We start from the raw sequence: 21,756 nt of genomic DNA on the forward strand, positions 1-21,756 counted from the left end.
TTCATCACGCGCAATCCCTTGCAACGGTTGGACGGTATCAAAACACCGTTGATTTGGAGAGCATCGGCCACGCCAGAACTAACGTGCTTTAGCGCTCGAACGAACACTCGACCCCAAGGAAGGAGGTCCATCATGTCTACTCAAGACACTCATATCGATTTTATCCGCGCCAGGCTCCCCGTCTGGTTGACGCGAGCCACACGGGCCCGGCAGACGCGTTTCAAAGTGCTCACCCGTCAATTGCAGCGCGACAGTGATGCGCTCAATGCACTGCTCAGTGATCTGCCGGGGCCCTATGCGTTCACCCTCGATCGGCTCAAGACCCAGCCAGAAGTACAGGATTGGAACCGGGTGATTGGCCCCGGCACGGTGGCAGACGCGGTACGCCGGGCCAGGATCAGGCGAAGTTCCTTCGTCACCGACCCCTCGCTTTCGGTGATCGAAGCGGTCATGCGCAATTACCCTCCCGCCGACGCCGTCGCCGGCAGCGATTTCGATAACAAGGGCGAACTGTTCATCCAGGGCCGGCGAGGGGAGTTCTCCCAAGGGGGCGCCCCGTCGGACAGGGCGACCCTGGCCACGCCCCCGGCCCGTTTCGCCAGCCTCTGTCGCCGCATGGATGTGGGCGGGGCCTATCGACAGTTGCTCGAACAGAAAATGCCTCGTATTGCCGATGAGGTGCCCGCCATTGCCAAAGCCTACATGGCGTACGCCCGCAGCCAGCTCGCCTATGACGCCTACCAAGCCAAGCTGGAAGGGCGCCTGGATGAAACCGGTGAGCGGTTGCTGGCCCATGTGGGCGTTCATCTCGAAGACCGGCGTGTCGCCCCCCTGGCCTGTGAGGTCAAGGCGCTGGAGTTGCTCTCGGCCCCATTGTTTAGCGTCCGGTTGTACTGGGGACTGAAGGGCGATGCCCAGGGTGTTCGCCCGGTCGTCTTGCACATGCCCCATGACACCGAGGCGCCGCTCAAGCAGTTCCCCAGCTTGCAGGCGCTGTCGGCGGAGCTCACCGAACGGTTGCGCAAACGCCGCTATCGCCAGGGCCTGATGCATTACCTTCCGCTGCGTCTGCAGGCCAGCCTGGGCACGGCGCTGCACGATCAGGTGGAGTGGACGGTGACGGACAACCTCAATCTCTTCCAGGAAATTCATGCGCGCATCACCGGCTGGCGCGAGGGCGAGTGGGGTGAGGATGGCAATCAACGGTACATCCGAATACCCACGCCCAAGGTGGCCTGGGGCCTGAAAGACCTGCGCGAGGCCCCTTGGCACGCTTGCTACCACGAATGGCGCGGCCATGCTCTGGCCAACGCTTCGGCGCTGATGGTCCCGACCCGGGACCAGGACTGGCGTGCGCTGTTGGCTCGTCTCGACTATTGGGAGAGCCTTGTCGAGCGTTCGCTGATGGTTGCCGCGACCTTCTTCCCATTTTGCGCGCCCATCGGCATGACCGCCGCGGCGGTCGGTGGCGTGCGCCTGGTGTACGAAATCTTCGAAGGCATCCAGGCGTTCAACGAAGGCCACGCGCAAGAAGGGATCGAGCATATCTTCAACGTGTTGTTCGGGGTCGCTCAAGGCGCCTACCTGGGCTTCGTCGGTGGGGCCGTTGAACCCATGCCGGTGCGCGACGGCACCACGCGCCTGTGGAATGGCGACGTCAGTGCCTTCGAAGCGCAACGCTTACCCCCCGTGGAGGCCGAGCAGGACGCCTGGGGTGTCTGGCGCACGGAAGACGAGGCGTGGGTGCGCATCGAGGATCGTTACTTCGAAGTACAGGGAGCACAGGACGCTTTGAACCTGCGCCTGCCAACCGGGCACCAAGGTGTGACGCCCCCACTGGAATGGAGCCGTGCCCGCGGCTGGCAGTGGGCCCATCGCAACCCGTTGCAGCGCGATAACCTGGCGTTGCTGCGGACCTTTGCCGAGACCCCCGCCGAGCTGGATAACAACGCACTCCTGGCCTTGCAACGGCAGGTCGGCATCAGCGAGGCGCATTTGCGCTACCTGCAAGTCCAGGGGCGGCCGATGCCGGCGATATTGGCCGATGCCCTGGATGAAGCACGGAACTGGCAATGGGTGCGGCACACCATTGAACGCCTGCGCCGGGGCGAAGCGCCGGAGGGCTCGCATTTTCGCATCGTCCAGACCCTCGTCGATCTACCGGGGTGGCCCAAGGGCTTGACGTTGCGCTACCACGACGGCGTGAGGCTCTACCCGGTGGGTGACATCGCCGATACGCGCTTCCTATGGTTGAGCAAAGCGGACCTGGAGCACGACGCCTGGGCCGCCCGCATTCTGGGGAACCTGAGCATGGACGAGCAAAACGTGCTGCTCGGCCAACGCAGTTTCGGCTTGCGCCCGCTGGAGCGCAGCCGCTTGTTGGCCGGACGCTGGGCCGGGTACCTGGAGCGCAACGCCTCGCGAGTGAACGCGGCCATGGCCCGTCAGGTTGGGCGTGATCCCTTGGCTGCCCCGGTGATTCGGACGTTCCCGAACCTGCCCGAATCCATCGCCAACGAGCTGGTCCACGAGGTTGCAGGTCATGATCGGTTGCGCTTGCTGGAAGGCAAGGTGGCCGAGAACCTGGGCAAGCAGTGCGCAGAAGCCTTGCGCGAGCTGCGCCTGACCCGTGCCTTGCGCGCCCTGGAGCGGGGCGAAGGCACTGTCGATCGCGATCGCATCGTCATCGGTCTGCTGGGCAATGCCCCCCGGTTACAGGGTCGCGTGCACCTGCGCGTTTGGCTGCGCGAGCTGCAAGATCCGATAACCGTGGGGAAGGACGGCCCCTTGAAAACCATTCGCCAGGAAGGCGACAAGTACCGCCCCTTTGACGAAACCGGCGAAGAGTTGGCAAACCCCATGAGCCTGGAGGATGCGCTGCTGCGGGCGCTATCGGACGACGCCCGCCAGGCGCTGGGCTTGAATATCTGGGAGGCGGATAAGCTTCGGTCCCAGTTGCTTGCACAGGCCCTGGAGGACCGGCAAGGCCTGCGTCCCTACCTGTCGATGAGGCGCCTGGGCAGTGTCGGATCGCGGCCGCAATGGTTGAACGGGCACTTGGTGTACCCCCTCAGCGGCCGTGGCAGACTGCCGCTGCACGACTGGCGCGGCAGCCTGGAGCAGCGTCTTGAGCGGCTCTATCCCAGCCATGGAGGGGAGCGTCTCATGCAGCTACAGGCAAACCTGACGGAACAGGCCGGGCACCAAGGCATCAGCCTGGGCGAATTGGTCACCCAGTTGGAAAACGAATGGACCACGCTGGACGATGGGCTGCGCCAGTGGGTGGACCATGAGGGTTTCCACCACCCTAACGAACAGCAGTACGACCGTGAGACCCTGCTTGGGCAACGCAATGCCATCGCCAGTGAATTGCGTCGTGCCTGGCGGAGCGAAGCCGAACCGGGGCTGGAGGGTAGTGAGGTGGCATTACGCTTAGGGGCTTTGGACGTCGGTCGGTTGCCTCCCATCAGTGCACGTTTCGAGCATGTCCGTTTGGTGGCGCTGAGCCATATGGGCCTTAGCGAGGACCCTTCAGACTTCCTGAGATTGTTCCCCAACATCGATACGTTGAACCTGCAGGGCAATCATCTCACCACGATTCCGGTGGCGGCAGGTGAGTTACGTTCGCTGGTGGAACTGTCAATGGAAGGCAATCCGCTCCATCTGCACGCAAATGTCTTCGCGCCATTGACCGGTGCTGAACCCACTAGAATAGCCGCCCTGGACCTGACGGGGATCAGTAGCGGTCCGCAGATGGGAACCAGTGCGGACGTGATTGCAGCCATTGACAGCCTGGCCGCACTGCCGACGTTGCGTGAGGTGGTGTGGGCCGAAAACTTGGATTTCACACCCGAGCAGCTGCAGGCGCTGACTCGGTTGCCGGACTTGCGGGTGCTGGATCTGTCGCGCTGTGGCCTGCGCCTGGATGATGAGGGCAGTGCATTTCTGCGTACCGCGGCGGGTTTGCAGGAGCTACGCCTGAACGGAAATAATTGCAGGGACCTACCCGATTTGCCAGAGCTGACGAGCCTGTACGAGCTGGGAGTGGCCAGGAGCGGGCTCGATCGGGTGCCTCCGCTGGCGTTGGCGGTGCTGGCCAAGCATCCGTCCGCTCTGTACGTCCTCGATCTTCGAGGCAACCGCATCACCACTATCCAGGATGACTTGCTGCCCGCGCTCGACCGCTTGCCGGATCGGGGCTCGGTGGCCGTATGGCTCGATGACAATCCATTGCCCAGTCTTCAGATCCAGGGCCTGCGCGCCATATATCCCGACTCTTTCCAGTACACCGCCGATGATTGGCTCTACTTTTCCTCGGCGCTCAAGAGAGCGCTGGAGGTTGCCCGCGACGATCCCGGGATGCGAGGTTTCATCGACTGGTTCTCTGTTGGCATCCGCAACACCGATAAGCGGACGCCTGCCGGGTTGTCTTTCGCCGATCGCCAGAGGGCGGCCGCTGTCTTGCAGCACTACATCGGCTACGAGAACACTCACGACCCGCTGCCGCTGCTGATTGGCGATTTCGATCAGCAACTGCAACAACTGCGCACGCGCCTGCAAGCCCGTATCCTGGATCGACAAACGCCAGACCTTGCCGAGCTGGAAATGCATTTCCATTTTTTCGAATCGGTGATGCGCGCGCGCCTCGTTCGGGGAGGCGTGCCCTTTTCAGCGTTTCTGGTCGAGCATTCCGTCTATTGGAACCATGCCCTGACGGAGCGTTACCCCGACCTTGCGCAGCGCCAGCTACACATGACCCGTGAGGCATTCATCGACTGGCTCAGCGATGCCCAGGACACCTTCAACAGCAATGACCAGGCTCCGCGCGTGGGAGAAATGGCCTGGCGGCCCTACCTGGGGCTGATGTCCCGCGATTGGTCCGAAGGGCTGGCCTTCTGGGATACGCTGGATGACGATCTGGTGGAGGCCTTCAGCGAGCCGGTGAATCCGTCCCGTTGGCCGCAAGTGATGCTGGACAACCTGGTGCAGCCGGACGCCAGCCTGCCCAGCCCATTGGAGCCCGTCACCCAAGGCGACCGGATCGTCTGGCGCGGCGTGGGGCTCGAGGCCGTGACGGATGTGGATTGGAGCGCACGCCAGCCGGTGATGCTCAACGAGGACCAACTGCGGCGGACCATGGCGATCTACCGTTCGGTCAAGAGCCGGGAGGTCGAATCGCTGGTGCGGCGGATCACCATGGGGCTGGTCAATGCATGGTGGCCGGTGCCGTAGGCGCTGTCGCCCTGAAGACCAAGGCCTTCAGGCCACACGCCGGGTCGATGTCCGGAAATTCCGGCGGATTGTCCAGGCGTGCTTCGAACACCAGCCCGGGCGCTTCGCGGGTGACGCCGTCGATGAGGAAATCCGGGCCGGTGGCCGGGTCGTTGCTGCAGGCCAGGACTGTGCCGTGGGCGGTCAGCAGTTCCGGCAGGCGGCGCAACACCCGCTGGTAATCCTTGGTCAACAGGAAGCTGCCTTTCTGGAAGGTGGGCGGATCAATGATCACCAGGTCGTACGGGCCGCTGTTGATCACCTTGCCCCAGGACTTGAACAGGTCGTGGCCGAGGAAGCTCACCTGGCTCAGGTCGTGGTCGTTCAGCCGATGGTTGTCACGGCCGCGGCTCAGGGCCGCTCGGGACATGTCCAGGTTGACCACATGCTCCGCGCCGCCGGCAATGGCCGCCACGGAGAAGCCACAGGTGTAGGCGAACAGGTTCAGCACCCGCTTGCCACAGGCGTTGGCCCGCACCCAGTCGCGACCGTAGCGCATGTCGAGGAACAGGCCATTATTCTGCTTCTTGCCCAGGTCGATCCGGTAGCGCAGGCCGCCTTCGGTCAGGGTCCATTCATCAATGGGCTCGCCCACCAACCATTGGGTGAGACTTTGTGGCAGGTAGCGATGCTGCACGGCGAGTGTATGGGCCTTGCTGTGTTGCCAGGCTGGCGATGTCGTCAGCGCCAGCAGCGTCGCGATCAACCCGTCCAGGTGCGTGGGTTCCGGTTCCTTGAACAGCGAGACCAGCACCACCCCTTGTAACCAGTCGACAGTGACCTGCTCCAGGCCCGGCCAGCAGCGTCCGCGGCCATGGAGCAGGCGGCGGGTTTCTTCCGGTACCGATGCCAGGGCGGTCAGCAAATGGTCGTGAAGGGTTTGAAGGGCTACGCAATTCATTCAAGCAACGCCAGGGATTCGAAAGGCCGGCATTTTAACCAGCGTTTCAGCAGGTGCAATCTGTGGCGAGGGGATTTATCCCCGCAGGGCTGCGCAGCAGCCCTACCTGCCAACTCGGCGTGTCAGGAAGAATGAGTCTGCTGCATTGGGGCTGCTTCGCAGCCCAGCGGGGATAAATCCCCTCGCCACAAAGGCACTACTAACTGCCGCTGGTGGCCAGAATGCTCGCCACCTGTTGTGGCTGGCAATTGAGATAGGCCGAACGCTTGAGCCAACCCGGGTCCGGGTACCAGGAAAACATGAATTGCCCGCCCTTGAGTTTGTCGATCACCTGGCGCGCCACTTGCGGGCGTACGGCAGGGCAGCCCTGGCTGCGCCCGATACGGCCCTGGCGCACGCTCCACAACGGGTTCACGTAGTCGGCGGCATGGATCACGATCGCCCGATCACGGGCCAGGTCATTGAAGCCCGGCTCCAGGCCATCCATGCGCAGTGAATAGCCGTGGGTGCCCTGGTAGCTTTCCTGGGTGCGAAACAGTCCCAGGCTGGATTGATAGCTGCCCAGGCGATTGGAAAATTGCGTGGCGAAGTTTTCTCCCGAATTCTGACCGTGGGCCACCAAGTCGCGCAATACCAGCTTCTTCTGGCGCAGGTCGAAGATCCACAGGCGCCGGGCCGTGGAGGGTTGCGAGTAATCGATGACCGCCAAGTGGCGGGCTTGGCCGGCACCATTGGCGACCGCGCATTGCATGGCGCTCAAGGCACTTTTGAGCGCCAGGGGATTGAGTTCCGGCGCTGCCTGGGCGAGGCTGTGGTAAAGCGTTTGCGGCTTTGGCTTTTTTTCGGCCAGCGCCGGGCTGCAAATGATGCCAAGGCCCAGCATGACCAGGCAGAATCGGCGCAAAAAGCCCGATACAGGCGAAGGGGTTCCAACGTGGTGTTCGTTCGCGGCATCCCGTCCGATTTCGTTTGTCTGCATGATGGCGGGTCGTACCTGTCGCAAAATTCACCGTCAACGAGACGGCCATGGATTGGAGTAAAGCAGTTGTTCAAAAAGTCCGCATGTTACCTGAGCCTTTTATTGCTCACTGCGCCATTGGTCGCCACAGCCGAAGACAGCGATCCGGCACTGGTGCAGACCACCCTGGCGCAATGGGTGGTTGCGTGCCCGGACGTCGCGGTGGGTGCCGACTTTCCGACGTTGCTCGACTTGCAGGCGTTCTATCAGCAAAACGCAGGCCAGGCAGTCTGGGCGGACGACGAACGACGGGCGGCGTTGCAGGTCCAGTTGCAACAACTGGCCGATGACGGCCTGGATCCGGCCCGCTATAACCTGCCGGTCGAGGGGGCAGTCCAGGCCACTCACTGTGCCGACATCGCCATCAGCCAGCGCTACCTGCAAGCCTTGCATGACCTGCGTTTCGGCTACCTGCCTCAAGACCGGCTGGAACCGGTATGGAAGGCCAACCCACCGCCCCAGGATCACCCCGCCGTGGTGCTGGCCATCGCCGGACTGGGCCGGCAGAACCTGGCCGACGCTTTTGAACAGGCACGGCCGAACCTGGACCTTTACCGCAACCTGCGCGGCCTCTATGCCCGGCTGCGGCAACAGCCTCTGGCCGAATGGCAAGCGGTGCCGGGTGGGCCGTTGCTGCAACCGGACAAACAGGACGCCCGCGTCCCCGCCCTGGCCCAACGACTGTTCAACGAGGGTTACCTGAGTACGCCGCCGCAGGTGAGCGACGAGCATTACAGCCCCATGCTGGTGGCGGCGATGAAGAGTTTCCAGGCCCAGCATTCGTTGCAGGCCGATGGCGTGGTGGGACCGTGGACCGTCACCGAGCTGAACATCAGCCCGGCCATGCGCCGCGAGCAGTTGCGCATCAACCTGGAGCGCATGCGCTGGCTGGCCCAGGACGTGGAGACTGACAGTGTCCTGGTAAACGTGGCAGCGGCGCAGTTGACGGTTTACCAGGGTGGCGCGCCAGTCTGGCAAACCCGCACCCAGGTGGGGCGTGCGCAACGGCAGACACCGTTGCTCAAATCCCACGTCACCCGGCTGACGCTCAACCCGACCTGGACCATTCCGCCGACCATTATGCGCGAAGACAAACTGCCCGAAATCCGCCGTGACCCGGAGTTTCTCGCTCGCCACAACCTGAGGATCCTCGACAGTGATGGCCTGCCGTTGCTGGCGGAGGATATCGACTGGGAGCACCCGGGCAACCTCATGCTGCGTCAGGATCCAGGTCCGAAGAACCCGTTGGGCAAAATGGCGATCCGTTTTCCCAACCCGTTTTCGGTGTTCCTGCATGACACACCGAGCCAGTCGTTGTTCAGCAAGGGCCCGCGGGCCTTCAGTTCAGGCTGCGTGCGGATCGAGCAAGTGATGCACCTGCGTGACCTGCTGGTCAGCCCGGCCGAACGCGCACGCACCGACACCTTGCTGGCCACTGAGTCGACCCATGAATTCAGGCTGGCCCGACCTATGCCGATCCTGCTGGGGTACTGGACAGTACAAGCGGACAGCCAGGGCCAGGCGGTGTACATCCCGGATATCTATGGGCGTGACGTGACGCTGTCGGCCGCCCATGGTCGGGCGCTCTGAGCGCTTAGTTCCGAGCGCTTAATTCCGAGCTCAGGCGCATACAGTCGCGGGCGCGTGGGTGTTTTCGTCGAGCGTTGCGAACAAGCGCTGGCCGATAACATCGGCGGCCTGCAAATGTTGTTGCGGATCGGCGGTTTCCGAGTCGAGCAAACGCTGGGAACTCACTACCTGGGCGCCGCAATAACCGAAAATGCCATGGTCGATTTGCGTGGTCATCGCCTCACCGTAGCCGTGGCGCTGGAAGCTGTCGGCATCGGCGCCACCGACGCCCACCAAATGGACCCGCAAGTGCCCCAGTTTCTGGATAAACGGCTTGTCGAGGCTGAAATCGAACGCCCAGCTGTTGGAAAACACCCGGTCGATCCAGCCCTTGAGCAGCGCGGGCATGGACCACCAATAAATCGGATAGACCAGCACCAACGCGTCGGCACGGTCGATTCTGGCTTGCTCGGCCAGCACATCCGCGGGTGGCAAGGCCTCGCGGTGGTGCACAGCGTGGTCGGCAAAACTGAAGCGTGGCTCGAAGCCTTCGGCAGCCAGGTCGGCGATCTCGAACGTATCGGCAGGGTTGGCGCGGGTGATGCCCTCGGCGATTTTCCCGGCCAGTCTATGAGTGAGGGAGCGCGGATCGTGGTGAGCCACAACGATGAGTGCATGCATGGCGAAACTCCTTCTGGTCACGAGGTCTTGATGACAGGTATGCTTAAGTTACGCTTAGTAAGTTACGGTTGGTAAAGTTAGCATGTCAAGCACTGACGCACATTCGCAGCCTGCACCTCGTCGTCGTTTATCCCGGCATGACCTGCAGGCAGCGCCAATTGCTCGATGTCGCCTGGCGACTGGTGCGCGAGGAGGGCAGCGACGCCCTGACGCTGGCCCGATTGGCGGACCAGGCGGGGGTGACCAAGCCCATCGTCTACGACCACTTCATTAGCCGATCCGGGCTGCTGGCAGCGCTTTACCAGGATTTCGACGCCCGCCAGACCGCGCTGATGGATGCGGCCCTCGACGCCAGCGACGCCACCCTGCAAAGCCGGGCGGCGGTGATCGCGTCTTCCTACGTCGAGTGCGTGCTGCTGCAAGGCCGGGAGATTCCCGGGGTGATCGCGGCATTGACCAGTTCGCCGGAGCTGGAGCGCATCAAGCGCGAATACGAGGGTGTTTTTCTCGACAAGTGTCGCGCGGTACTGGAACCGTTCGCTGGCACGAAGGGCATCACCCAGGCCGGTTTGCGGGCGATGCTGGGGGCGGCGGAAGCACTGTCCAATGCCGCCGCCACCGGGGAAATCAGCGCTGCCGAGGCGAAGGAAGAGCTGCTGGCCAGTATTGTGGCGATGGTGACCAGGACCGCCGATAACCCTTCAAGCTGACCCACCGCCATCGCGAGCAAGCTCGCTCCCACAATGGAATGCTGGCGAGCCCCTCCTGCCATTACCACAATCCCCTGTGGGAGCTGAGCTTGCTCGCGATGACGTCAGTGCATTCAACATCTGCGCAAGCCGACCCATGGCTATCGCGAGCAAGCTCGGCTCCCACAACTGAACATGCACTCATCACTTACCCTTGTGGGAGCGAGCTTGCTCGCGATGATGGCGGCACATTCAGCCATCTGCCAACTGACCGACTGATATCCAGAGCAAGCCCCTCCTGATGGCGGACTGCACTTTTATGAAGCCGCAGGCGCGGTGATCGCACCATCCCAAGGCAGTTGGCGGTGCTTGCGCAGCGGTGGCGGGCGCCGGTTGGCTTGCGGTGACTGAGCTGACGCCTTCGCGGGCAAGCCCGCTACCACAGGGGATTAGCGGTGAATGCTCGATCGTGAATAGGGTGTGGAGGAGGTTTGGCACGCTCGCTGCAAGAGGCTATCCAGACCCACCGCGAACACAGTCGAGTGGGCAGCCCCGTCGGTCAACGAAGATCGAGTGCCAGCAGGCCGGGGGATAACGGTAGGTCGGGGCGCAGTCGCCGGGCCGATACCGCACAGAACAGGCAAAGACGCCTGGAACCGCAAGGTTTCAGGCGTCTTTTTTTTGCTTTCAAAATCGTGATGGGCTTTTGTCGGGTGCTTTCTATGAATTCCAACGTTGCTTCTCTGAACAAGCTGCAAACGCTGATCGTGATCGGCAATGGCATGGTCGGCCATCACTGCGTCGAGCAACTGATCGAGCGCGGTGCCCTCAATCATTACCGCGTGCATGTGTTCAGTGAAGAGCCGATGCGTGCCTACGACCGCGTGCACCTGTCCGAGTACTTCTCGGGCCGTGACGCCGAGTCCCTGGCCCTCGGTGAAGCTTCGTTGTACCAGACCCCCGGTGTCACGTTGCACCTGGGTGTGCCGGTGCTGGAAATCGACCGCGATGCGCATCAGGTCGTGACCGCGCAGGATCGCATCAGCTACGACAAACTTGTGCTCGCCACCGGTTCCTACCCGTTCGTGCCGCCGATTGAAGGCGCCGAAGGCGATTCGTGCCTGGTCTATCGCACCCTGGAGGACCTGGACGCGATCCGCGCCGCCGCCAGCAACGCCCGCCGCGGCGTGGTGGTCGGTGGCGGCCTGCTGGGCCTGGAAGCGGCCAACGCCCTCAAGACCCTCGGCCTGGAGGCCCATGTGGTGGAATTCGCCCCACGGCTGATGCCGGTGCAGTTGGACACCCAGGGCGGTTTGGCCCTCAAGGCACGCATCGAGAAGTTGGGCGTCGGCGTGCACCTGTCCAAGGGCACCCAGTCCATCAGCATTGGTGAGCAGTACCGTTATAGGATGAATTTCGGCGACGACGATTTCCTCGAAACCGACCTCATCGTGTTTTCTGCCGGTATCCGCGCCCAGGATGCCCTGGCTCGCCAGAGCGACCTGCAGATCGGCCCGCGCGGCGGCGTGGTGATCGACGACCATTGCCAGAGCAGCGATCCGGACATTTTCGCCATCGGCGAATGCGCGGCCTGGAACGGCAGCATTTTCGGCCTGGTCGCCCCGGGCTACCAGATGGCCCGCAACGTTGCGGCCCGGCTGTGCGGCGAAAGTGCTGAAGCCTTCACCGGCGCCGACATGTCCACCAAGCTCAAGTTGCTGGGCGTGGACGTCGGCTCCATCGGCGACGCCCATGGCAACACCCCGGGTTCGCGCAGCTTCCAGTTCATTGACGAAACCAGCGCCAGCTACCGGCGCCTGGTGGTGGACGCCGACGGGAAACGCGTGATCGGCGCGGTGCTGGTGGGTGATAACAGCTACTACGACACCTTGCTGCAATACATGCAGAACGGCATCGCCTTGCCCAAGGACGCGGCCAGCCTGATCCTGCCATCGTCCGAAGGCGCCCCGACCCTGGGCCCGGCGGCGTTGCCCGAAACCGCCACGATTTGCTCGTGCCACAACGTCACCAAGGGCTCGATCTGCTCGGCCATCGACGGCGGCTGCACCGATCTGGGCCAGCTCAAGTGCGACACCAAGGCCGGTACCGGTTGCGGTGGTTGCGCGGCCCTGGTCAAGCAAGTGTTCGAGCATGAATTGATTGCCCGCGGCGTCAGCGTCGACAAGAGCCTGTGCGAACACTTCGCCTACACCCGCCAGGAGTTGTATGCGCTGGTGCGGGTGGAAGGCATCATCAGTTTCGAAGAACTGCTGGCCAAGCACGGTCGTGGTCACACCGGCTGCGACCTGTGCAAACCGGCGGTGGGCTCGATCCTGGCGTCGTGCTGGAACCAGCCGATCATGGACCCATCCCTGGTGGCGTTGCAGGACACCAACGACACCTTCATGGCGAACATGCAGAAAAACGGCACCTATTCTGTGGTGCCGCGTATCGCCGGCGGGGAAATCACCGCCGACAAACTCATCGCCATCGGCGTGGTCGCCAAGAAATACGATCTCTACACCAAGATCACCGGCGGCCAGCGCATCGACCTGTTCGGCGCCCAGCTGCACCAGTTGCCGGACATCTGGGCCGAGCTGATCGAAGCCGGTTTCGAAACCGGCCATGCCTACGGCAAATCCACGCGCACGGTGAAGTCCTGCGTGGGTAGCACCTGGTGCCGCTACGGCGTGCAGGACAGCGTGCAGATGGCCCTGACCATTGAGGATCGCTACAAAGGCCTGCGCTCGCCGCACAAGCTCAAGTTCGCGGTGTCCGGCTGCACCCGCGAGTGCGCCGAGGCCCAGAGCAAGGACGTCGGCGTGATCGCCACCGAGAAGGGCTGGAACCTCTACGTGGCCGGCAATGGTGGCATGCGCCCGCGGCACGCCGAGCTGTTCGCCACCGACCTGGATGACGAGACCCTGATCCGCTACATCGACCGCTTCCTGATGTTCTACATCCGCACCGCCGACAAGCTGCAACGGACCTCGGTCTGGCGCGAAAGCCTGGAAGGTGGCCTGAATTACCTCAAGGACGTGATCATCCACGACAGCCTGGGCCTGGGCGTCGAGCTTGAAGCACAGATGCAACTGGTGGTCGACCGCTACGAATGCGAATGGGCCAATGCCTTGAAGGACCCGGAGAAGCTCAAGCGCTTCCGCACCTTCGTCAATGACCAGCGCGGCGATCCGGACGTTCACTTCGTCCGCGAGCGCGGCCAGCGTCGGCCGGTTCACGCCCATGAACTCCACCTGATTCCCGTTACCGAGGAGGTGCTCTGATGAGCCAGTCAAACGTCGTTCGTATTCCCGCCCGCGATGTCGCCCAGCAACCCTTGCACTGGCGTGCCCTGTGCAGCCGCGACGATCTGGTGCCCAACTCCGGCGTGGTCGCCTGGCACGACGGCAGCCAAGTGGCGCTGCTGTACCTGCCTGAGCATCAGGACAAGCCGCTGTACGCCATCGACAACCGCGACCCCAAGTCCGGTGCCAACGTCATCGGCCGTGGCTTGCTGGGCAGCATCAAGGGCGACCTGGTGATTGCCTCGCCGATGTACAAGCAGCATTTCCGCTTGGAAGACGGCCATTGCCTGGAGTACCCGGAGCAAAGCCTGCGGGTGTGGCCGGTGCGGCTCAATGGTGATGTGGTGGAGATTGGCGAAGACTGATCCTAACCATCGGGTGACCTGAAAACTGCATGAAGACCTGTGGGAGCGAGCTTGCTCGCGATAGCGGTTTATCAGTCAATGCTGATGCTGCTGACCCAAAGCTATCGCGAGCAAGCTCGCTCCCACAGGGTAAAGCCTTGACTGACAGGCCTGGGTTCAAACATGCCTTTAGCTAAATGTGGGGATGAACAATGAAAACCGCCGCCCAACTGGTGAGACTCAAGAGTGTGCAGAACCAGCAGGTTCACAGCATCGCCCCCGAGCAGACGGTGCTCGAAGCGCTGCAGATCATGGCCGAGAAAAATGTCGGCGCGCTGCCGGTGATCGAGGACGGCCAGGTGGTGGGCGTGTTCAGCGAGCGGGACTACGCGCGCAAGATGGTGCTCAAGGGGCGGTCGTCGGTGGGGACGACGGTGCGCACCATCATGAGCGCACCGGTGGTCACCGCCGACAGCCAGCAGAGCATCGACCGCTGCATGGAAGTCATGACCGACAGCCACTTGCGACACTTGCCGGTGCTGGATAACGGGCAGTTGATCGGCCTGTTGTCCATCGGTGACCTGGTGAAAGAAGCGATTGTCGAGCAGGCGGACTTGATCCGGCAGTTGGAGCACTACATTCGCGGGCACTAAACCCCGCTGATTCCTTTCACTACCGGATCAAATGAACTACATGCTTGCCAGATATACCTGTGGGAGCGAGCTTGCTCTCGATAGCGGTGGACCCGTTGCCATTGATGTTGACTGGCCTGGCCCTATCGCGAGCAAGCTCGCTCCAACAGTGGCTTGTGTGTGGCCACTTGATCGTTCCCATCACCACCAAGAACCTCATTTGTACGCTCGGTGACTTCCATGCTTCGATGGCCTTAATGAATCGGCCGCCAGCCTAGACCGGATCGGCAGCGGGACGGTGCTGGCGCAGCAGTTCGATCTGCTGGGACGGGATCAACTCGCGCAACGCTTTATAGAGCGCGCGGGTTTCCAGCAGGTTCCAGATGCGCAGCATGGTTTCCAGCGCATCCAGGGGTTTGCTGATGAAATCCCGGGCACCGAGGGCCAGGGCCCGCAGGCGCGTATCTCGGGTCGCATCGGCGGTCAGGACCAGGATCGGCAAGTAGTCGTTGGCCGGGATGCGTCGGTTCAGTTGCTCCAGCACGGCAAAGCCGTCGAACGCCGGCATGTGCAGGTCGAGGATGACCAGGTCCGGCTCGAAGCTGTTGAACAGGTCCAGCGTACGCAAAGGCTCGGTGCTGCTCAGCACATTGTGTAGCCCTTCGCGGGCCAGCAGTTGTTCCATCAGGTCCAGGTTGGGGCGCTGATCGTCGACGATCAGAATGCGCAAGTCGCGATTCATGCGGGCTCCGGTAGATAGTGCTCGAGGTGGCCGAGAAAGGCCTGGATATGGATGGGTTTGGTCAAAATCGCCGTGGCCCCGGCGTCGCGCAGGGCACGATGGGTCAGGTCGCTGGCATCGGCGGTGATCATCAGCACCGGCGTTGCCGCAGTGGCCGGGGACTGGCGCAGGCGCCGCAAGACTTCCAGGCCTTCCAGGTCCGGCAGGGTGACGTCCAGCAGGATCAGTTGGGGGCTGTGCTGGCGAGCCAGGTCGAGGCCCATCTGGCCTTGCATGCTCGATAACAGCTGAATGCCGGGCCGGCGCTGCATCAAGGTCTCGATCAGCGCGAGGCTCGACAGGTTGTCTTCGATGCAGAGGATTTTGCCGTGATAGTCCACGGGCGGGCGCGTTACTGTCAGGGCGGCGATGGGCGGTAAATGCGTGCCGATCACTTGGGTGGCGGGCAGTCGCAGGGTAAAACAGCACCCGTGCCCGGGCTCGCTGTGGACCTGCAGGCTGCCCTGCATCATCTCCAGCAGGTTCTTGCTCAAGGACAAGCCAAGGCCAGTGCCTTCGACCTGCGGATCGGCGCCCAGGCGTTCGAAGGGCTTGAACAACTGATCCAACTGGTCAGGGGCGATGCCATGGCCGGTATCGTGGACGGCGATGCTCACCTGGTGGGCCTGGACGCTCACTTCGAGGCGCACCTCGCCGCCGGGTCGGTTGTATTTGATGGCGTTGGACAACAGGTTGAGCAACACCTGCACCAGGCGCTGGCGATCGGCAAGCACACCGCTGTCGTCGGGCAGTGCAGGCAGGTCGACCAAGTGGATCCCGGCGTCGGCGGCCATGGGGGAAACCAGCGTCAAGGCTTCGTGCAGCACGGTCGCCAGGGCGATCGGTTCGATGTTCAGGGGCAGGCGTCCGGCCTCGATCCGGGCGATGTCCAGCACCTCGTTGATCAACGCCAGTAAGTGCTGGCCGGCCCGCAGGATGTGGCTGACCTGGGGACGTTGGCCGGCGGTGGAGTCCATGTCCAGCAGTTGAGCGAAACCGAGGATGGCGTTCAATGGCGTGCGCAGTTCGTGGCTCATGCGCGACAGGAATTCGCTCTTGGCCCGGCTGGCGCTTTCTGCTTCTTCGCGGGCAGTGCGCAGGGCGATCTCGGCGGCGCGTCGGTCGGTGATGTCGCGGGTAATCTTGGAAAAACCGCGCAAGGCGCCCGTGCCGTCGTACTGGGCGGTGATGACCACGCTGGCCCAGAAGCGGCTGCCGTCCTTACGGCAACGCCAGCCTTCCTCCATGTAATGCCCGTCGCGGGTGGCTTCGCGCAGGGCCATGTCCGGGTGCGCCGGGCATTCCTCGGGCAGGTAGAACAGGGAGAAGTGCTGGCCAATGATTTCCTGCTCGGTGTAGCCCTTGATCCGCTGCGCGCCGGCGTTCCAGGTGGTGACGTAGCCTTGGGCATCCAGGGCGAAGATCCCGTAGTCCTTCACCCCGTCGATGATCAGCCGCAAGCGCTCCTCGTTATCGCGCAGGGCCCGCTCGCGTTCGGCGAGCAACTGCCCGGCCTCCACCAGGCGTGTGCCGAGCTGGCCGATTTCATCCTGCTCCGGCGGTTGTGGCAACAAGGGTTGGCCCAAGGCCAGGCGCTGGGCGTTGCCTTGCACCTGCTGGACCCGGGCGACAATGCCCTTGGACAGGAACAGCACTGCGACAATGGCTCCGAGCAACCCGCACACCGCCGCCAGCAATGTGGCGAACAGCAGGCGCATGCGTGTGGCCGAGGCGGCGGCGCTGCGCTCGGCGAGCAAGCCATCCTCACGTACGCGCATGGCGCTGATCTGCTCGCGCAGCACGTCCAGCACTTGTTTGTTTTCGATCAGGATCGCGGTGATGGCGTCGGGGTCGTCACGCTTGCCGTTGCGCAAGGCGAGCAAACCGTCGAGTTTGTCGGCGATCAGCGGGGTGATGGTCTTGAGGTGCTCGCGCATCCTGGCATCGCGAATGTTGTGGTCCAGGCGCTGTAACGCCGCGTGGATCAGCGGCGTGGCCTGTTCGTAGCTGGGCAGGAAATCTTCGCGCCGGGTCAGCAGGTAACCGCGCACGCTGGCCGCGGCCTCGGCCAGCAGGGTGTGGACCGTCTGGATATCACCCTGGACGAGCAGTACCCGGCGCACATCCTCTTCGGCCCGTGCGGTCTGGCGTTCGGTGATGTAGATCAGCACCAGCGACAGCAGCAGGACCACCAGGGGCAGGGAAATCACCACCAGGGCCTTGCCCCGCAACGGCAGGTCGGCCCAGCGGCGGGCGGCGACAAACCTCATGGCCATTGTCCGGCGGGTTGCGCCACCAGCCCCAAGGCCACACCGCGCACGGCGGCCTGGGTCCGGTCGGCGGCGCCCAGTTTGCCGATGACCCGCTCGACGTGGGCCTTGGCCGTGCCGGGGGCGATGCCCAGCTTTTCACCGATCTCTCGATTGCTGAAACCGCCGGCCACCAGCCCCAACACCTGGCGTTCACGGGCGGTCAGGGCCTGGACCTGGGGCGTGCTACTGGCGCCACGCTCGGCCATGCGCCGCAGCAGACGCGCGCTGACGGAACTGTTCAGCGCCTCGTCACCCTGGGCGACCCGTTTGAGCGCGTCGAGCACTTCATCGCGGCTGGCATCCTTGAGCAGGTAACCGACCGCGCCCGCGCCGATGGCAGCTTCGAGGTGATCGGGGCTGTCATCCATGGTGAAGATCACCACTTTGATCCCGGGCTGACGCTGCTGCAGGAGTCGCGCCGCGCCCAGGCCGTTGAGGACCGGCATGCGAATGTCAAGAATCGCGATGTCCGGCTGTAGCCGCTCGCACAGGTCGAGAGCCTCCTGGCCGTCGCGGGCCTGGCCGACGACCTCGAACCCCGGGCTGTCGGCGAGCATGCTGACAAACCCGGTGCGGGTGACTTCGTGGTCATCGGCCAGCAGCAGGCGCAAAGGACGGTTCATGGCTGTACTCCGGCGGACGGTAGCGGCACGCTGGCCAGCAAGCGGGTGCCACCGCCAGGCTGGCTGCAACAGGCCAGGTGGCCGCCCAGCAGGTTGGCGCGTTCCTGCATGGCGGCCAGGCCCAGGTGGCGGCTACCGTTGGTCTCGATGGGTTGTTCCAGGGCAAAACCACGGCCATCGTCTTCTACCCGCAGGCTGGCGTGGCCATCTTCCACCGCCAACCCCAGGCCCACGCGGCTGGCCTGGGCGTGCTTGAGAATGTTGTTGATGCCTTCCTGGGCAATGCGAAACAGGGCGATTTCGGTGTTGCCCGGCAGGCGCACGCTGCTGTGTTCGGCCCAGCTCACGGTCAGGCCCGCGTCACGCAGGCGGTCGGCCTCCTTGTCGACGGCTTTGTACAAGCCGAAATCGTCCAGCACATGGGGGCGCAGGCCTCCGATCAGTTGTCGGCCCTCGCCGACGCAGCCTTGGGCCAGGTCGAGGATGGCTTGCAACTCGCTCGCCAGCGCCGGCGGCAGCGACGGGCAACGACCGGCGAAGCCCTGCAAGCGCTGGTGCAAGCCGGCCAGGTTTTGCGCCAGACCGTCGTGCAGGTCGTAGGCCACGCGCTTGCGTTCGTCTTCCTGGGCGCTGAACAAGCGGTGGACCAGCTCGGACATGGTCCGCTCGCGGGCCTGCAGCGCCTCGACCAGGCGGCTGTTCTCCAGGTGCGCCGCCAACAGCGTCGCCAACAATTGCAGCGACTCGATGTCTTCGTTGTCCGGCGCGCCGAGGGCCACGCTGTTGCCCAGCAGCAATGCCCCGAACGCCACGCCCTCTGAGGTGCGCAGGGGAATGCGCAGGACCTTGGGCAGGGCGCTGCCGGGGGCTTCCAGCCAATTCGGGCCGAGTATCTGCGGCTGGGCCAGGTTGGCGAGCAGGTCGACGCGCTCCGCGCTGCCGTGGCTGGCGAGGGTGCGCAACGCGTTGTCCGGCGCCCATTCCAGCAGCAGGCCGTGGTCCATCGCCATGAACGCGCACGCCCGTTGCAGCGCACGCTGACGCATGGCCGGCAGTGGCAACTGCGTCAATTCATGGCCGGTGCCCAGCAGCAGGCCCAGGCGCGCGGCACGGCTTTGCGACTGGCGATACTGGCTGCGGATGGCCAGGGCGCTGCCGGGATCATGGGGCGGGCTTTGCATGGGGGGCTCCAGCATGGAAAAAGATCGAACGGTTCGCGGTGATGCCATTAGACCGTGTCACCGGCACCGGGCCTATCTGCCGAATGGCATAGGCGATTGGCACCGGTTGGCCGATGGCGAAGGCTCGGGAGGTCGGCAAAGTGGGCTCATTGAACCCCAAAGGAGTCTTCCGATGAAAATGAAAACCTGTGCCATTGCTGCTTTTTTCCTGCTGAGCGCGCCGCTTGTCCAAGCTGTCGAGGCCACACCTTATGTGTATCGCACAGTGGCCGAGCAACCCAAGAATGTGAACGACCGGGAAATCGCCGCGCTGTTCGACCGCTGGAACGCCGCGCTGCAAACCGGTAGCGCCACCGCCGTGACCGGTCTTTATGCCCCGGATGCGATTTTGCAACCGACGGTTTCCAACAAGGTGCGCAACACGCCGGCGCAGATCCAGGATTACTTCGAGCATTTCCTGGCGGGCAAACCGGTCGGACAAATCAACTACCGGGAAATCCGTCACCTGGGTCCCGACGCGGCGATGGACAGCGGTGTCTACACCTTTACGCTGACCCAGGCCGATGGTTCCAAGCGCGAAGTCCAGGCGCGCTACACCTTCCTCTATGAGCGACTCGATGGCCAGTGGAAGATCATCAACCACCACTCTTCGGCCATGCCGGAAGTGCCGAAGACCTTGCATGCCAGACACTGACAGCAGCGCTCGCAAAAGACCTGCCTGTGGGAGCGAGCTTGCTCGCGATGGCGGTATGGCAGAAACATAGAGGCTGACTGATACTCCGCTATCGCGAGCAAGCTCGCTCCCACAGGACTCTCGACCAATTCCATCCCCGTTTTTAAACATCCTTTGCATAAACAACTTGGATTCCTGCGCGAACATTAATTAGAATCAGTCTCATTTGAGATTTTGCGCAGGCTTCTGGACATGTGTGATGCAGTTACGCCGACGGAGCAATCCCTTCATGCGTTGTACCGTGACCATGGGAGTTGGCTGGAAGGCTGGTTGCGCCGGCGCATGGGCAATGCCTGGGATGCGGCGGATCTGCGCCAGGATACCTTCCTGCGGGTGCTTGCCAGCTCCCAGACCCTGGCGGATCTGCACGAACCCCGGGCTTATCTGCTGACCGTCGGTAAACGCCTGCTGAGCAATTTCTACACCCGGCGCAATCTGGAGCAGGCGTATCTCGACGCCTTGGCGAACCTGCCTGACGCCTGCGCGCCGTCTCCGGAACAGCGTTGGCTGCTGCTGGAAACCCTGCAAGCCCTGGACGAATTGCTCGATGGCCTGCCGTCCTTGGTGCGGCGGGCTTTTTTATGGAGTCAGCTTGAAGGCCTGGGTTATCGCGAGATCGCCGAGCGCCTGCAAGTCTCCGAGCGCACCGTGAAGCGCTACATGGCCCAGGCCTATGAGCATTGCCTGTTGGTGGACTTCTGATGTCGTCGACGCTATCCCCCGAGGCGCGTGAAGCGGCACGGGCGGCTGCCCGCTGGTTGACCCTGATGGAGTTCGATGGGGACGCGTTCGACTCGGCGGCCCTGCAACGCTGGCGCGACAGCAGCGCTCACCACGAGGCCGCCTGGCAGAAGGCCCAGCGATTGCGCCAGCGCTTTGCCGGAGTGCCTGCCTCCCTGGGCATGGCAACCCTGGACCGCCCGACGCTGGCCCGGCGAACGGTGCTCAAGCGGGCATTGGGCGTCGCGGCATTGGTCCCGACCGCCTGGCTGCTGGGACGGGAGCTGCCGCTGGAGGCCTGGCGCGCTGATTTGCACACCGCCACAGGCGAGCGACGGCGCTGGGCGCTGGTGGATGGCAGTGCGCTGCAACTGAACACCGACAGCGCCGTCGATCTGGACCTCAAGGTACGGCGCCTGGTGCTGCTGCGCGGTGAGATGGCCCTCAAACTCGCCGGGAGCACACCGCTGTCCGTTCAGTCACCTTATGGGCTCATTACGGTCCAGCGTGGCGAGGTCTGCCTTCACTTGGGCGAGCGCGACTGCCGGGTGTCGGTGGTCAGCGGTTCGGCGCAACTGCAACCCCTGCACGGGCCATCGCTGAGCCTGGAAGAAGGTCAGCAGGCCAACGTCCAAGCCTCAGGCGCGGGCCCGGTGCGGGCGTTCGACGTGGCACAACTGGGCTGGCGTGACGGGGTACTGGTGGCGCAGGATCAGCCGCTGGGGCAATTCCTGCGGGAACTGAGCCGCTATCGCCCCGGCGTGCTGCGCTGGGACGAAACCCTGGAATCCCTGCGAATCACTGGCAGCTTCCGCTTGGACAACACCGATCGAATCCTCACGCTGCTGGCGGCCAGCCTGCCGTTGGACGTGCACATGCGCACCCGTTACTGGGTCACGTTGACGCTTCGTCAGACTCTGGCCTGAGACTTGCGGTAAGCCCCTGTGGCGAGGGAGCTTGCTCCCGCTGGGTTGCGTAGCAACCCCAAACCCGCCG

15 protein-coding genes and 1 pseudogene are annotated in these 21,756 nt (G+C 63.5%); 9 read left to right on the plus strand and 7 right to left on the minus strand.

What is annotated here, in order from left to right; translation table 11 throughout:
* Positions 1-132: 132 nt before the first annotated feature.
* Positions 133-5,232 carry a dermonecrotic toxin domain-containing protein gene (locus PSH84_RS18580; RefSeq protein ID WP_305481515.1) on the plus strand — a complete coding sequence of 1,700 codons (5,100 nt, stop codon included), beginning with the start codon at positions 133-135 and terminating at the stop codon, positions 5,230-5,232.
* On the opposite strand, the gene PSH84_RS18585 is transcribed toward PSH84_RS18580, so the two are convergent.
* Positions 5,207-6,172 (minus strand): class I SAM-dependent methyltransferase, encoded by a 966-nt coding sequence (locus PSH84_RS18585; RefSeq protein ID WP_305481516.1) that lies wholly within the window; start codon positions 6,170-6,172, stop codon positions 5,207-5,209. The genes PSH84_RS18580 and PSH84_RS18585 overlap by 26 nt on opposite strands.
* A gap of 199 nt (positions 6,173-6,371) precedes the next feature.
* Positions 6,372-7,055: a murein L,D-transpeptidase catalytic domain family protein gene (locus PSH84_RS18590; protein ID WP_305471205.1), complete on the minus strand. Its 684-nt coding sequence runs from the start codon at positions 7,053-7,055 to the stop codon at positions 6,372-6,374.
* 162 nt (positions 7,056-7,217) lie between these two features.
* On the opposite strand from PSH84_RS18590, the gene PSH84_RS18595 reads away from it, so the two are divergent.
* On the plus strand, positions 7,218-8,780 hold the full coding sequence (locus tag PSH84_RS18595) for a L,D-transpeptidase family protein (RefSeq protein WP_305481517.1): 1,563 nt from the start codon (positions 7,218-7,220) through the stop codon (positions 8,778-8,780).
* Positions 8,781-8,810: 30 nt separating this feature from the next.
* Here PSH84_RS18595 and PSH84_RS18600 read toward each other — a convergent pair whose 3' ends face one another.
* Complete coding sequence (locus PSH84_RS18600) at positions 8,811-9,440, minus strand: NAD(P)H-dependent oxidoreductase (protein WP_305481518.1); 630 nt, start codon at positions 9,438-9,440, stop codon at positions 8,811-8,813.
* A gap of 82 nt (positions 9,441-9,522) precedes the next feature.
* Here PSH84_RS18600 and PSH84_RS18605 point away from each other — a divergent pair.
* From PSH84_RS18605 to PSH84_RS18620, 4 genes and pseudogenes are all read left to right on the plus strand, one after another.
* Positions 9,523-10,150: pseudogene (locus PSH84_RS18605) on the plus strand (TetR/AcrR family transcriptional regulator).
* 701 nt (positions 10,151-10,851) lie between these two features.
* Positions 10,852-13,413 (plus strand): nitrite reductase large subunit NirB, encoded by a 2,562-nt coding sequence (gene nirB / locus PSH84_RS18610; protein ID WP_305481519.1) that lies wholly within the window; start codon positions 10,852-10,854, stop codon positions 13,411-13,413.
* Complete coding sequence (nirD, locus tag PSH84_RS18615) at positions 13,413-13,799, plus strand: nitrite reductase small subunit NirD (protein WP_122568576.1); 387 nt, start codon at positions 13,413-13,415, stop codon at positions 13,797-13,799. The genes nirB and nirD overlap by 1 nt, the downstream gene beginning before the upstream one ends.
* Before the next feature lie 191 nt (positions 13,800-13,990).
* Positions 13,991-14,431 (plus strand): CBS domain-containing protein, encoded by a 441-nt coding sequence (locus tag PSH84_RS18620; protein ID WP_003202071.1) that lies wholly within the window; start codon positions 13,991-13,993, stop codon positions 14,429-14,431.
* A gap of 253 nt (positions 14,432-14,684) precedes the next feature.
* Here PSH84_RS18620 and PSH84_RS18625 read toward each other — a convergent pair whose 3' ends face one another.
* The 4 genes from PSH84_RS18625 to PSH84_RS18640 are packed head-to-tail and all read right to left on the minus strand — an operon-like array spanning position 14,685 to position 19,307.
* Positions 14,685-15,152 (minus strand): response regulator, encoded by a 468-nt coding sequence (locus tag PSH84_RS18625; RefSeq protein ID WP_092164443.1) that lies wholly within the window; start codon positions 15,150-15,152, stop codon positions 14,685-14,687.
* The gene (locus PSH84_RS18630) at positions 15,149-17,461 is read right to left on the minus strand and encodes an ATP-binding protein (RefSeq protein ID WP_305481520.1); all 2,313 of its coding nucleotides are present in this window, start codon (positions 17,459-17,461) and stop codon (positions 15,149-15,151) included. The genes PSH84_RS18625 and PSH84_RS18630 overlap by 4 nt, the downstream gene beginning before the upstream one ends.
* Positions 17,458-18,126: a response regulator gene (locus PSH84_RS18635; protein ID WP_305481521.1), complete on the minus strand. Its 669-nt coding sequence runs from the start codon at positions 18,124-18,126 to the stop codon at positions 17,458-17,460. The genes PSH84_RS18630 and PSH84_RS18635 overlap by 4 nt, the downstream gene beginning before the upstream one ends.
* Entirely contained in the window at positions 18,123-19,307 is a 1,185-nt protein-coding gene (locus PSH84_RS18640) for a sensor histidine kinase (protein ID WP_305481522.1), read from the minus strand. The genes PSH84_RS18635 and PSH84_RS18640 overlap by 4 nt, the downstream gene beginning before the upstream one ends.
* A 172-nt stretch (positions 19,308-19,479) precedes the next feature.
* Here PSH84_RS18640 and PSH84_RS18645 point away from each other — a divergent pair, with 172 nt between their 5' ends.
* The 3 genes from PSH84_RS18645 (at position 19,480) to PSH84_RS18655 (ending at position 21,686) form a co-directional block, all read left to right on the plus strand.
* Positions 19,480-20,001 carry an SgcJ/EcaC family oxidoreductase gene (locus tag PSH84_RS18645; RefSeq protein WP_305481523.1) on the plus strand — a complete coding sequence of 174 codons (522 nt, stop codon included), beginning with the start codon at positions 19,480-19,482 and terminating at the stop codon, positions 19,999-20,001.
* A gap of 231 nt (positions 20,002-20,232) precedes the next feature.
* Positions 20,233-20,742, plus strand: coding sequence for a sigma-70 family RNA polymerase sigma factor (locus PSH84_RS18650; RefSeq protein WP_122568581.1), 510 nt, complete (start codon positions 20,233-20,235; stop codon positions 20,740-20,742).
* Positions 20,742-21,686 (plus strand): FecR domain-containing protein, encoded by a 945-nt coding sequence (locus PSH84_RS18655; protein ID WP_305481524.1) that lies wholly within the window; start codon positions 20,742-20,744, stop codon positions 21,684-21,686. Before PSH84_RS18650 ends, PSH84_RS18655 begins: the two co-directional genes overlap by 1 nt.
* Positions 21,687-21,756: the final 70 nt, after the last annotated feature.

The organism is Pseudomonas beijingensis, from assembly GCF_030687295.1.
Lineage (GTDB): Bacteria > Pseudomonadota > Gammaproteobacteria > Pseudomonadales > Pseudomonadaceae > Aquipseudomonas > Aquipseudomonas beijingensis.